The following is a 12,686-nucleotide window of genomic DNA, read 5'->3' on the forward strand; positions in this document are numbered from 1 at the left end:
TGCGGTCATCGTGCCTGCTCAGCGCTTACAAATTCCGCCATTATGTAAACGCTGCCATTGACGGCGGTCCGCGCAGCCGTTTACGTTTAGGCCTCGAACGTAAGTATAGGACGGTTGGAGAGCCAGGAGAGTGAGCATGCGCCGTACGGTCATGGAAGCCGATCACGAAGCGTTCCGATCGGCCTTCCGCGAATTCGTGAACAAGGAGATCGGGCCCCGCCACGACACGTGGGAGCAAGCGAAGATCGTGCCCCGTGACGTATGGGAGACGGCAGGGGCACACGGGTTTCTGTGTATGAACGTGCCCGAGGCCTACGGCGGCGGTGGCAGCGACGATTATCGCTTCCTCGCCGTGGTGAGCGAGGAACTGGCCCGCGCCGGCGCGTCCGGCGTCGGGTTCCCCATGCACACCGACATCGTCGTGCCCTACCTGCTCGCCTACGGCACCGAGGAGCAGAAGCGCCGCTGGCTTCCCGGGATGGCCGCCGGCAAGGCGATCGGCGCCCTTGCCATGACCGAGCCCGGCGCGGGCTCGGACCTGGCCGGGATTCGCACGACCGCACTGCGCGACGGCGACCACTACGTGCTCAGCGGGCAGAAGACCTTCATCACCAACGGCATCAACGCCGATCTGGTACTGGTCGCGGCCCGCACCGACCCCGACGAGCGGCACGACGGGCTGAGCCTGTTCGTGGTCGAGCGCGGCATGGAGGGCTTCACCCGGGGCCGCAATCTTGACAAGATCGGCATGCACGCCCAAGACACGGCCGAGCTGTTCTTCGACCAGGTGCGCATCCCCGCGACGAACCTGGTGGGACAGGAGGGGCAAGGGTTCGCCTACATGGTGAACAGCCTGCCCCAAGAGCGCCTGGTGGTGGCCGTCGGCTCCGTTGCGCTCGCCGAGGCCGTCCTGGAGCGGACCACTGGGTACTGCCGGGAACGCACCGCGTTCGGACGACCGATCGGCACGTTCCAGCATTCCCGATTCACGCTCGCCGAGATGCACACCGAGGTGGAGATCGCTCGCGTGTTCGTCGACCGCTGCATCACCGCGCATTTGACGGGCGAGTTCGGCGTCACCGAAGCGGCCATGGCGAAATGGTGGACCACCGACCTGCTCAACCGGGTCGTCGACCGCTGCCTGCAACTCCATGGCGGATACGGCTACATGCGCGAACATCCCATCGCCAGGGCCTTCGTCGACGCCCGCGTGCAGTCCATCTACGCCGGAACCAACGAGATCATGAAAGAGATCATCGGCCGCACGGTGACCGCCTGACCTGTCTGTGAGGAGCCGAACGATGCCCCCGTCCCACCGCCAGGCACGGAGAACCACGACCACTTGCGGCAAGCACCGCACGGCGATCGAACTCCTGGCCACTGCCGCCGCCCGATTCGCCCAGACAGGTCTCGCCGCCCCAGATAGCCGATTGGAGAGCTGGTGCCGGGGTGTCACCGAGATCCACACGCAGCGCAGAACATTCGCCGCACATTGGCGCCGCCACAACGCCCAAGCCCTGGCCGACAGCGGGCCGCTGTGGGTCGTACTCGGCGACTCCACCGCCCAGGGACTCGGCCCCCCAGACCCGTGGCACGGCTACGTCGGCCAGACCCTGACCGAACTCCACCGCCGCAGCGGCTTCCACTGGAGAGTGCTCAATCTGTCACGCTCGGGCGCGCTCACCCGCGACGTACTCAACGAACAGCTTCCCCGGCTCGCCGAGCTGCCCACCACCCCGCAGCTCATCACCTGCGGCATCGGCGCCAACGACATCCTGCACGCCCCGCCACCCCGGCTCCGCGCCGATCTGCGCGCCCTCATCCACGCCGTCCCCGACGGCACCATCATCCTCGACCTGCCCCTTCCCACCGGCTTCTGGGGAATCGTCGGCCGGCTCAGCACCACCTATGTCAGACAGACGAACCACGTGATCCACGCAGCCGCACGCCAACGAGGACTGCCCATCGCCGAGGTCTCCACCCATTTCATCCCGCCATGGAACGACAAGTTCTCCCCTGACCGCTTCCATCCCAGCCAGATCGGCTACACGAGCTGGGCCGAGGCACTCCTTCGAGCTATCCCGCCCACGTCATGAGCCCAGCGACGAAACCGGTCGCGACGCGAATAGGCGTCTCTGTCCGTCGGCCGGGACGTGCATGCCAACCGCTCACCTCCGAGCCGGTCGAACATCGCCGTCGGCTCCTGTCCAGATCTGCGGTCGCCCTGACGCGACTTCCGCATTCCGCGACGGCCGGCGTTACGGTGCTCGCATGGTGATGCGCCGCCTGCTGTGGGAGCCTCTCCCGGAGTCCTGGCCCGCGGCACCTCCCCCGCGGCCCTCAGGACTGCGCAGCGGGCTCGCCCGGGTGCTGGAGATCGCCGGGCGGCCACGGCGGGCAGCGACCCAAACGATCGTGCGCAAGGCCTACCAACAGGTGCTGACCTAGGAAGACAGCGAGCGTCGCCGGCCCGCCGCCTTCACCGAAGCGTGGAAGAGTCACCTGGTCGTACTGCTGGCCGAGGACACCGCCGACGACCGGAACGCCCTTATCCGCGTCGAACGGGTGACCTGCTATGTCAGCTTCGAAGAGATGCTCGACGCCGAAGGCGCGGCCAACGTCAACCCCGACAGCCCCCGCGAGCAACAACTGGCCAAACATCCGCAGAATCTACGGCCCCGAGAAGGACTGAGACACCATCGATCCGCCACCACGACGAATGGCCCACGCATCGTGTCGGGCCATCGTCAGCTCCGGAGCACACCCATCGTGGCCGTGCGCCACGCTGGGCGGGGGGCTGCGCGTGATCGCCACTCCCATCAACCAGCTGCCGAACCACCACGACAAGAGCGCGGCAGAAACAGCGACATCAACCGTGGAACGTCACAGGTCGATGACACCGAACCACCGCTGCAAGGCTGCCCGGAGTGTTTCGATCTCCATGGGACCTGGTTGGGGTGATTCGGATGCCCAGGCCACATAGCAGTCCGGTCGAAGGAGCAGGGCTGTGGGTGCGGGGGTCTGGGGGCGCGCGGTGACGATATCGACTTGGTCGTGCCGCGGGGCAAGTGTCTCCGCTAGCGATGCTTCTTCGGTCAGGTCGAGCAGCAGGGGGCGTGCGGTTCCGGTCAGCTCGGCCAGCCGGACCGGCCCGGTCGGGGTGTGCAGTTCCATGTCCGGGGCGAACCGGCCGATCAGCGGGTGCGCCTCGGGTTCGCCCGTGTCGTAGCGGACGTCGGCGCCCGCGGTGAGTTCGGCCAGGCGCTGCACGGTGCTCGGGTCGCGGAGCAGTTCTGTGAACAGTTCGCGCAGTCCGGTGACGTCGCTGCCGGGGGCGATCAGGGCCGACTGCGCCTGCGCGTTCAATACCATGCGGTGGGCGGCCGATCGCCGCTCCGTCTCGTAACTGTTCAGCAGTCCGGGCGGGGCGCTTCCTCGGATCTCGGCGGCCAGTTTCCAGCCGAGATTGATCGCGTCCTGCAGGCCGAGGTTGAGCCCTGGACCGCCCCCCGTGGCGGCGTACACGTGGGCGGCGTCACCGATCAGGAACACCCGGCCGTCCGCGAACCGTTCGGCGACCCGGGTGTTACCGCCGGTCAGCCGACGCAGCGCGTGCGGTCCTTCGCCGTCGGGCGGACCAAGTGGCACGTCGGCGCCGAGCACGCGGCGGATGCTCGCCCGCAATTCGTCGAGGCTCATCGGAGTGTCGGTCGCGGGCTGGTCCCACTCTGTGGTGCTGACCAGCGGCGGGTGGCCAGGCATCGGCGCGTAGGAGAACCCTCCGTGCTCGGTGCGGTGGGGCATGAACGGCAAAATAGTGCCGTAGCCAGGCACGTTCAGCGCACCGATCGCGGGATCGACCCAGTCCGCCGGGACCGTCGCGTGCGCTGAACGCACAGTCATTCGGTCGTAGGTGATGCCGGGGAATCCGATGCCGGAGAGCTTGCGCGTGGTGCTGTGGGCTCCATCCGCACCGATGAGGTACCGGGCCCGCAGATGGTACGCCCCGCCCGGACTCGCGACGTCGATGGTGACTGCGTTGTCGTCCTGCGACAGGCCGACGACCTCATGTCCCCGCCGGATTTCCACGCCCAGTTCGATGGCGCGCTCCTGCAGGACCTGCACTATGCGTCGCTGCGGCACCGGCAGGGCATAGATGGGGCTGTCCTCCAGCAGGCTCAGGTCCAGGCCCATCGCGCCGAACATGAAGTACGCGGCGTTCGGCTGCGGCGGTTCTGAGCTACCACTGAGACGTTCGTACAGCCCCCGGCGGTCGAGCATTTTCACGACCTGGCCGAGCAATCCGTTCGCTTTGGGTTCCTCGCTCGGCTCCGGTAGCCGCTCCAGCACGACTGGGCGGACCCCTGCCAGGCTCAGTTCGCAGGCCAGCATCAGCCCGTTCGGACCGCCGCCGGCGATGACGACATCTACGATCACGTGTACTCCTTTGTTCGCGCGGAAAAGGGCAGGACGGATGGAGCGCTGAAACGCCTGGCCGGTGGGCGGTGCCGATGCGGCTCGCTTCAGGGTGCGGTCTTTGTGACGTGGTCAGCCGCGGTAGTACTCGGCAAGGGTGGTGAAGGCAGCCTTAGGTTCCCAGGGCATGTCGGGGTAGGTGTCTCCGCGACGGTTGTCGAGGACTTTGACGATGCCAGGGCTGGCCAGGTCAAGGTCGTCGCGGGGATCGCCGTCGGGGCGGTGCGGAAAGTTGTCGAGCGCGAAGAGGAATACAAAGGTGCTGTCGACACCTGCGGCGTCGTAGATCTCCAACAGCTCCCGCAGGTATGTGGCCTGGCCAGACTCGTCGCGGACGTACTCGCTGTTCAATCGGACCGGCGCGCCGGTGTCCTTGCTGAACTCGACAACCTCCAGAACACGGCCACCCCTGTCGCCCGCGCCGCGGTAGGCCGCGGTGCCGAACTCGGTGATCGCCACCGGCTTTCCCTGCGCGACGAGGGCGCGGACGCCGTCGGTGAATTGATCGGCGACCTCGGCCGACCGGTAGGGATCCACGCCCAGGATGTCGAAGGGTGCCCAGTCGACGCGCTCGAGTGGTATCGCGGCGTAGGTGACCCTGCCACCGAATCGCTCGCGAATGAGTGCCACGGCGTCGCCGAGAAAGTCGTTGACCCGTGCGCTGAGCTCGCCGACCCGCTCGGCCAGACGATCCCGCTGGTTCAGCAGCAGTTCGAGCCGGTCCTCCTGGGTGTCGCCCGGCAGGAATCCCTTGTTCATCAGGCTCAGCTCGGCGCCGGCAACGAACACGACCTCGACGCCCCGCTGCCGGAGCCGCTCGGCCCGCTCAGCGCAGTCGGTGAACAGCGACAGCATCTCCTCGGTGGTCAGCTCCAGAGGGTAGGGCGAGAACCAGACCTCCAGGCCGAGGTCGGCGGCGTACGTCGCGGCCAGCTCCAGCCGCTCGGGATCACCGCCGATGATGCGGACCGCGGTGCAGTGAAGGTCGTCCCCGATGATGCTCAGCTCGCGCTTGACCACGTCCGGGTCGAAGCGCTCGCGGGAGAACTCTCCATTGCGGACGAAGCCGGTGTCGTAGCTGATCCCCTTAGCCCTCATTACTCGGATCCTTCCTGTCAGGTGGAGGACGCCAGACTAGGAAGAAAAATGCGTGCACGCAAGTTTGCGCGCACGCATTAAAACTGGGATGCTGAGACGGTGACGACAAGGCGAACGGGGTTGCGCGAGCAGAAGAAGCGGGCCACCCGAGAGGCATTGAGCGCGGCGGCATTGCGGCTGGCTCTTGAGCGTGGACCGGACAACGTGCGCGTCGACGACATCGCCGAAGCCGCCGGCGTCTCCCCGAGGACGTACAACAACTACTTCTCCAGTCGGGAACAGGCGATCGTCGCCGCCGTCACCAGCGAACGGGAAGCACGGGTCGCGGCGGCAGTGGCCGACCGTCCCGCCGACGTCGGCCTCGCCGACGCCGTCATCGAGGCGATCGTGGGTCAGTACACCGCCCCGGACGAACCCGGTCGCGACGCGCTGCTGCTGATCACCACCCGCCCCGCGCTGCGCGACGCATTCGTCGATTCCACTACCGCGATCGAACATCCCCTCACCGACGCGATTGCCGAACGCCTCGGCGATGCCGACCCACGCACCGCCCGTGTGCTCGCGGCGAGCGTGGCCGCCGCAGTTCGCTTGGCGCTCGAACAGTGGCTGCAAGCGACCGCCGCGTCCGCCACGACCGGCGGGCTCGTCGTGCCGTCCGGCTCGCTACCGGACCTACTCCGCACCGCGCTCGCACCACTCACACCCGCACTCGACGCCGCTGAGCAACGAGCGCGCCGCCGCCGGCATCAGTGAGCTCCCCGTCTCAAGGGCGCTCACAGCCACTTGTGAATACCCTCTGAGGTGTGCGACTGGTGCGGCACGGTGATCGAAGAAGACGCCGGGATTCACGCGGTCGTGCAGGACGCCTCAGCCCGCTACGCCAACCCGGCCTTCAACGGACGACGTCTCGTCACCGCGTGCTGCGACGCCTTTCGCGCGATCTCGGCCGGCCGGAGCCGGTCGTCGGCCCAGGCGGCCACGACGCCGGCTCGGTGGCGTTGGCCGAGGCGACGGAGGAGAGGGACGCATGAGGACGGGGATCGGTCATGGCCGGTACTCCCCCGCGGGCATCTGACAGCGGGGCTGGTTCGCTCCGATCGCGGCTCTGCGGGTCATGTCAGTCGCCGGCGAGCCCGGTTCTTTTCGCGGATGACCGCGCGGGCGTCTGCGACGGGGCCCAGGTGCCCGAGCTTGTCTGGGTTGATCACCGAGCGGATGGTCTGGATGCGTCCGTCGAGGATGTCGAGCGTCCAGGTGCTGATGACCCTGCCATCGCGGTCGCGGAGGATCGCTCCCGGCTGGCCGTTCACCTCGTGTGCCTCCAGCACGGCGCCGATCTGGGCGAACGAAGGCATGGCCGCACCCAGCACCCGGGCGACCGTCTCGACGCCGTAGACGCGGCCCTTACCCCCGATCTCGCCGCCGCCGTCATTGACCAATTGCGCGTCGGCGGCGAGGAGCTCGCGCAGCCCGTCGACGTCCCCTCCCCTGAGCGCGTCGAAGAATCGCTCGGCGAGTTTCTCGCGCTTGCTTCGGTCGGACTCGAACCGGGGCCGGCCATCCTGCATGTGGCGGCGTGCCCGTGACGCGAGCTGGCGGCATGCTGCCTCCGAGCGGCCCACTGCCGAGGCGACCTCCTCGAACTCGAACCTGAACACCTCCCGGAGCACGAAGACGGCGCGTTCGAGCGGGCTGAGTCGCTCCAGCAGCAGTAGTGCCGCCATCGACACCGAGTCGGCCAGTTCCGCGGCGCGTTCCGGGTCCTGGTAGGGGTCGGTGAGCAGTGGTTCGGGGAACCACGGCCCGACGTACTCCTCCCGGCGAACCCGGGCAGAGCGCAGCACGTCGATCGAGATCCTGGTGACTGTCGCCGAGAGAAAGTTCTTGGTGGATCGCGGTTGCGTCGAGGTCGTCGCGTAGCGCAGCCAGGTCTCCTGGACGGCGTCCTCGGCCTCGGTCACGCTGCCCAAGATCCGGTAAGAGATCGAGAACAACAGCGGTCGCAGTTCCTCGAATTCCTCCTCGAGCGTCATCCCAGCCCGCCCTTGAAGTTCTGACGCCACGAGGTCCCGTTCCAATCTGCATAACTCTGCGCAACGAAGTTGGAGACACCGGTCGCCTCGGCGGCGGCCGACAGACGATCTGTCCCCTCCGCGCGCAACCGGTTGGTGGTGGCGAACCACCTGTCTATGTGTTTCCTGTCGGGTCTGTCGGCGGCGATCGCGGTCAGCCGCCGCCCGATGACTCCGGCCCCACCGGCCACGAAAACCCGCACCGCCACGTCGCCCTTTCCGACTCCGGATCTCTGATTCCCCTACACGAGACGAGAAAGCCGGCCGATTTGTGACATCCCAACCGAAGAGAGTGGGGGCTCGGGTGCGATCGGGACTCCCACGAGCGCTGAGACCCGGGCACCTGGGTGGGCCTCCGGTCACGCCATCATCGGCAGGCTGCGATCCAGGCCGGTGATGTGCAGGAGCCGGGAGACGCACGGGCGGAGCCCGGTCAGGGCGAGGGTGATGCCTTGCGCTCGGGCGCGGTGATGGATGCCGACCAGGACGCTCAGGCCGCCGGCGTCGCAGAACGTCACCTGGGATAGGTCGAGGACGAGCAGGTCCGTGCTGGAGCGCAGCGTGTGCAGCAGCTTCCGGCGAAGCGCTGCGCTGGTGAAGATGTCGATCTCACCAGACAGGTAGACGGTGGTGGGCATCGATCGGCCGGTCACGCCGAGCGGGACTGTGTCAATGACGGTCATGAGGTTCTCCAATGGGAGACGATCAGAAATGAGACTGGATGAGGCGCCTGCCGACCAGAGATCGGTCAGCCGCCGGAAGGGCGGTGTCAGGACCACTCGATCCGGCCGGCAGGCAGCGCAAGGGCCCCGTCGAAACGGCCGGCTAGCCGGTGGGGCGAGCGGCCCCGCGATCGACGCTGGGCCCACCCTCGTTCTCCCATCTGGCTGAGCTGTCGGCGTCTGCCGGGCGGCGGGCTGGGGACGGCGGGAGGTGCGCGATGGTGAGGATGCCGGCCGGATGCAGGCCGGTGGTGTCCTGGGCGGTGAGCGTGAGCGCGGCCTTGGCGGGACCGCTTGCGGTGTCCGGGTCGATGACGAGCAGGACGATGGGTTCGCCGGCTGCGGACATCAGAGTGATCACGCGGGGGTCGCTGCTGCGGAACCAGCTGACCCGGATCTGACGCCCCCGGGCCGGAATACGACGCGGGATATGGCCCCATGCGTCCCGGTACACGCCGACTCGCAGTGTGGTCCGGCCGAGTCGCTGGTCGACGGCGGCGATGAGGCCGGGGAGTTCGGCGGAGGCATCGCGGGAACGGGGCCACCACGCCCCGTCCACGGTGGCTCGCCGGTCCAGCACGGGATTGAGGCTGAGCCGGACCACGGAGTCGATGGTGGGAATCGCGCGGGCGGTGACGCTCAGCGGCTTGAGGTGGGACAGAAGTTTCGGCGTCATGGCTGCCTGGCCTGACCGGACCCGGGCAGGGGCCCCGAATGATCTATCGCCGTGGGCGACGCCGACTTGAATGCCAACGCACGAAAAGTCCTCGGTACCTTCAGACTACCTCCAGCGACTCGATGCCGGTGCGGTTGACGGCGTTCCGCTCAGGTGACCGGGTGAAGAGGCGCGGGCCGGAGCCGCTTGTAGAAGAAGCTGCAATCCCGCAGCGTGCCGTCCGGTGAGCCCGCGTAGTCCGGGACGATGCCGTAGCGCGTCCAGCCGCCGGTGAGGTAGACGTGCTCAGCGGTGCTCCCGGTCTCGGTGTCCAGGAGCAGCAGATCGGCCCCCGCCTCCAGGGCGGCCCGCTCGGCGGTGGCCAGCAGGGCACGCGACAGGCCGCGCCCACGGGCGTCACGGTGGACCATCAGCTTGACGATCTCGGCCCGGTGCCGGGCGTTCGGCTTGGCGGCCAGGACCAGGCTGACGGTGGCGCTGATGCCGGTGTCGTCGCGGCAGACCCAGACCATGTGGCTGCCGTCGGCCACCGCGGGAGCTTGGGCGCGCCACCAGGCGGCGGCCTCCTCGTGATCGAACGGCGCCAGGAAGCCCACGGAGGCGCCGCTGTCCACGGCGTCGACCAGGAGTTCGGCCAGCTCCTTGACGCCGGCGTCGAACTCGTCCGCGGGCAGGCGATCGATGGTGTGCATGCGTTTCCTCAGCTTTCCGTGCCGGTCAGGGCAGGACGACCAGCAGCGCGTAACGTACCGGGGCCGGTCCCGGGCAGCGGAAACGCGAGGCGCCCCACAGCCGGAAGCGCAGGCAGTCGCCCGCCTCGACGGTGTGCCCGCGGCCGTTCGCGGTGATCTCCAGGCTCCCCTCCAGCACCCAGATGTGCTGCTCGAGCCCGGCGACCGGCGGCGCGTCGTAGGCGATGTCCGCGCCGGCCTCCAGGGTCGCCTCGATGACCTCGCCACGCAGGCCCGGGTGGGGCGGGGACACCGAGCGGCGTACGAAACCGGACTCCTCGTCGCGCCACACCGGCTGGGCCTCGGCCCGTACCAGCTGCGGCGGCTCGGACTCCACCTCGGCCAGCAGCCACGACATCGTCCGCTCATAGGCCGCGCAGAGCTTGTTGAGCAGGGCCGCGGTCGGGCTGATCTCCCCGCGCTCCAGGCGGGACAGCGTCGAACGGCTGATCCCCGACCGGCTCGCCAGCTCCTCCAGCGACCAGCCACGATCGACACGCAGCTCCGCCAGCCGCTCGGCCAGCCGGACGTCCAACTCCGCCATAGTGTCTCTCATATTTGGGAGTTTATCCCGAATGTGAGATGTTTGGGATCGCTGAGAGCCGTGCGCGAGTGGCTGCCGAGCGCTCCTGAGGTGAATCCGGCGGGCCGGGACGGGGCGCCGAGCCGCACGGGACATCTGTTTCCGGGGTTTTACCGGCGCAGGGGCTTGGTCGGCAGGAGGTAGCGGGAACCCCGAGTAAATTCAGACTTAGGGGACAAACCATCGTCACTCGGGGGGAGCGATGGTTGGAGACCTTCCGCGCCGGCTCGCCGCGGAAGCCATCGGAACGATGTTGCTGGTCCTCTTCGGCGCCGGTTCGGTCGTGGCGGCACTCGTCTTCGGCAGCGGCCGCCTGGACTACGCCGGGCTCGGCATCATCTCGCTGTCTTTCGCCGTGGTCGTCGCGATCGTCATCTACGCGTTCGGCCCCGTCTCAGGGGCGCACATCAACCCAGCGGTCACCATCGCGCTCGCCGCGGGACGCCGATTCCCGTGGGCCGAGGTGCCGCTCTACATCATCGCCCAGTTCGCCGGTGCGGTCGTCGGCGGGCTGTTCATCGTGGGCGGTTTCGGCCGGGAGGCCATCAAGCCCGGCGGCGTCGGCCTGACCCAGCTCGGCGTGGGCGTGAACTACGCACAGGGCATCCTGCTCGAGGCACTCGGCACGTTCCTCCTGGTGCTGACGATCATGGCCCTGGCGGTCGACCGGCGGGCGCCGACCGGCTGGGCCGGGCTGATGATCGGGCTGGCGGTGGCCGGCGAGATCTTCGTGCTCGGCCCGGCGACGAACGGCTCGGTCAACCCGGCCCGCACCTTCGGGCCCTATCTGGTGAACAGCCTGTTCGGCGGTGACACGCCATGGGCGCAGATCGGCGTGTACCTCGCCGGTCCCATCATCGGTGCGGTCCTGGCCGTCGTCGTGTACGACCTGGTCGCCCGCCCGGCCCGTGAGACACCGGAGATACCCGGCGCCCGGAAGGCGCTTCAGGTGCCCGAGGCCCGCGTGCCGCACGACGAACAGATCCGCGACCGCGTCGGGCACGCCCGCCGGCACTGGCATCTCGGCCGGGGAGGTGATCGATGAAGCCGTGAACGACCGTTCGCCCGCCGCTTTCGAGCAAGGAAGGGATCGTCATGCCCGGCAATAAGGGAGTCGTCTACAACGGTCCAGGCATGGTCGACGTACGCGAAACCGACTATCCCACGTTCGAGCTCCAGGACGGCCCCGGAGTCAACCCGGCCAACGTCGGCCGCAAGCTGCCGCACGCCGCGATCCTCAAGACGGTCGCGACGAACATCTGCGGCAGCGACCAGCACATGGTCCGCGGCCGCACCACAGCGCCCCAGGGTCTCATCCTCGGCCATGAGATCACCGGCGAGGTCGTCGAGACAGGTCCCGACGTGGAGTACATCAAGATCGGCGACCTGGTGTCCGTACCGTTCAACATCGCCTGCGGCCGCTGCCGCAACTGCAAGGAGGGCAAGACCGGAGTCTGCGAGAACGTCAACCCGGACCGGCCCGGCTCGGCGTACGGCTACGTCGACATGGGCGGCTGGGTCGGCGGGCAGGCCCAGTACGTCCTGGTCCCGTACGCCGACTGGAACCTGCTGAAGTTCCCCGACAAGGACCGGGCGATGGAGAAGATCCTCGACCTGGCCATGCTCGCGGACATCTTCCCGACGGGGTTCCACGGCTGTGTGAGCGCGGGGGTGAAGCCGGGATTGAGCGTCTACATCGCCGGCGCCGGCCCGGTCGGCCTGGCCGCGGCCGCCTCGGCGTTCCTGCTCGGCGCCGCCGTGGTCATCGTCGCCGACCTGAACAAAGAACGCCTCGACCAGGCTCACAGCTTCGGCTGCGAGACCATCAACGTCGCCCTGGGCGAGCCGAAGGAGCAGATCATGCACATCCTCGGCGAGCCGGAAGTGGACTGCGCAGTCGACGCGGTCGGCTTCGAGGCGCGCGGGCACGGCCGCGAGTCGGAGATGGAGCGCCCGGCCACCGTGCTCAACACGCTCATGGATGTCACCAGGGCCGGTGGCGGCCTCGGCATCCCCGGTCTGTACGTGACCGGAGACCCGGGCGCGCCGGACGAGGCCGCCAAACAGGGGTCGCTGTCCATCCGGATCGGCCTCGGCTGGGCGAAGTCGCACAGCTTCGTCACCGGCCAGTGCCCGGTCATGCGCTACAACCGCCAGCTCATGCAGGCGATCCTGCACGACCGGGTGCAGATCGCGAAGGCGGTCAACGCCACAGCGATCCCGCTGGACCAGGCGCCGCAGGGGTACCACGAGTTCGACGAGGGAGCCGCCCGCAAGTACGTGCTCGACCCGCACGGCATGCTCACCAGGGCGGCGGCCTAGCCCGCG

The 12,686-nt window shown here is 68.3% G+C and carries 14 protein-coding genes; 6 read left to right on the top strand and 8 right to left on the bottom strand.

Features of this window, described 5'->3' with window-relative positions:
* The first annotated feature begins 136 nt into the window (after positions 1-136).
* The 3 genes from ACTMTI_RS43230 (at position 137) to ACTMTI_RS43240 (ending at position 2,448) form a co-directional block, all read left to right on the top strand.
* Complete coding sequence (locus ACTMTI_RS43230; RefSeq protein WP_441126617.1) at positions 137-1,279, top strand: acyl-CoA dehydrogenase family protein; 1,143 nt, start codon at positions 137-139, stop codon at positions 1,277-1,279.
* A gap of 22 nt (positions 1,280-1,301) precedes the next feature.
* Positions 1,302-2,096 (top strand): SGNH/GDSL hydrolase family protein, encoded by a 795-nt coding sequence (locus ACTMTI_RS43235; protein ID WP_441126618.1) that lies wholly within the window; start codon positions 1,302-1,304, stop codon positions 2,094-2,096.
* Positions 2,097-2,271: 175 nt separating this feature from the next.
* Positions 2,272-2,448, top strand: coding sequence for a hypothetical protein (locus ACTMTI_RS43240; protein ID WP_441126619.1), 177 nt, complete (start codon positions 2,272-2,274; stop codon positions 2,446-2,448).
* Positions 2,449-2,883: 435 nt separating this feature from the next.
* On the opposite strand, the gene ACTMTI_RS43245 is transcribed toward ACTMTI_RS43240, so the two are convergent.
* Positions 2,884-4,437 carry an FAD-dependent oxidoreductase gene (locus ACTMTI_RS43245; RefSeq protein ID WP_441126620.1) on the bottom strand — a complete coding sequence of 518 codons (1,554 nt, stop codon included), beginning with the start codon at positions 4,435-4,437 and terminating at the stop codon, positions 2,884-2,886.
* A 111-nt stretch (positions 4,438-4,548) separates the two neighbouring features.
* Positions 4,549-5,574: a hypothetical protein gene (locus tag ACTMTI_RS43250; protein ID WP_441126621.1), complete on the bottom strand. Its 1,026-nt coding sequence runs from the start codon at positions 5,572-5,574 to the stop codon at positions 4,549-4,551.
* Positions 5,575-5,694: 120 nt separating this feature from the next.
* Between ACTMTI_RS43250 and ACTMTI_RS43255 the strand changes: the two genes are divergently transcribed.
* Positions 5,695-6,327, top strand: a complete 633-nt coding sequence (locus ACTMTI_RS43255) for a TetR/AcrR family transcriptional regulator (RefSeq protein WP_441126622.1) — start codon at positions 5,695-5,697, stop codon at positions 6,325-6,327.
* A 359-nt stretch (positions 6,328-6,686) separates the two neighbouring features.
* Here ACTMTI_RS43255 and ACTMTI_RS43260 read toward each other — a convergent pair whose 3' ends face one another.
* The 6 genes from ACTMTI_RS43260 to ACTMTI_RS43285 form a co-directional block, all read right to left on the bottom strand.
* Positions 6,687-7,607 (bottom strand): RNA polymerase sigma-70 factor, encoded by a 921-nt coding sequence (locus ACTMTI_RS43260; protein ID WP_441126623.1) that lies wholly within the window; start codon positions 7,605-7,607, stop codon positions 6,687-6,689.
* The gene (locus tag ACTMTI_RS43265; protein WP_441126624.1) at positions 7,604-7,855 is read right to left on the bottom strand and encodes a hypothetical protein; all 252 of its coding nucleotides are present in this window, start codon (positions 7,853-7,855) and stop codon (positions 7,604-7,606) included. The genes ACTMTI_RS43260 and ACTMTI_RS43265 overlap by 4 nt, the downstream gene beginning before the upstream one ends.
* A gap of 150 nt (positions 7,856-8,005) precedes the next feature.
* Positions 8,006-8,329 (bottom strand): STAS domain-containing protein, encoded by a 324-nt coding sequence (locus tag ACTMTI_RS43270; protein ID WP_441126625.1) that lies wholly within the window; start codon positions 8,327-8,329, stop codon positions 8,006-8,008.
* A gap of 142 nt (positions 8,330-8,471) precedes the next feature.
* Positions 8,472-9,044 (bottom strand): DUF5994 family protein, encoded by a 573-nt coding sequence (locus ACTMTI_RS43275; protein ID WP_441126626.1) that lies wholly within the window; start codon positions 9,042-9,044, stop codon positions 8,472-8,474.
* 149 nt (positions 9,045-9,193) lie between these two features.
* Entirely contained in the window at positions 9,194-9,736 is a 543-nt protein-coding gene (locus tag ACTMTI_RS43280) for an N-acetyltransferase family protein (RefSeq protein WP_441126627.1), read from the bottom strand.
* A gap of 25 nt (positions 9,737-9,761) precedes the next feature.
* Positions 9,762-10,331: a helix-turn-helix domain-containing protein gene (locus ACTMTI_RS43285; protein ID WP_441126628.1), complete on the bottom strand. Its 570-nt coding sequence runs from the start codon at positions 10,329-10,331 to the stop codon at positions 9,762-9,764.
* 229 nt (positions 10,332-10,560) lie between these two features.
* Here ACTMTI_RS43285 and ACTMTI_RS43290 point away from each other — a divergent pair, with 229 nt between their 5' ends.
* Together ACTMTI_RS43290 and fdhA are read left to right on the top strand one after the other, a co-directional pair.
* The gene (locus ACTMTI_RS43290) at positions 10,561-11,403 is read left to right on the top strand and encodes an MIP/aquaporin family protein (protein WP_441126630.1); all 843 of its coding nucleotides are present in this window, start codon (positions 10,561-10,563) and stop codon (positions 11,401-11,403) included.
* A 50-nt stretch (positions 11,404-11,453) separates the two neighbouring features.
* Positions 11,454-12,680, top strand: a complete 1,227-nt coding sequence (fdhA, locus tag ACTMTI_RS43295) for a formaldehyde dehydrogenase, glutathione-independent (protein ID WP_441126631.1) — start codon at positions 11,454-11,456, stop codon at positions 12,678-12,680.
* Positions 12,681-12,686: the final 6 nt, after the last annotated feature.

This window comes from Nonomuraea sp. H19 (genome assembly GCF_052068215.1).
GTDB lineage: Bacteria > Actinomycetota > Actinomycetes > Streptosporangiales > Streptosporangiaceae > Nonomuraea.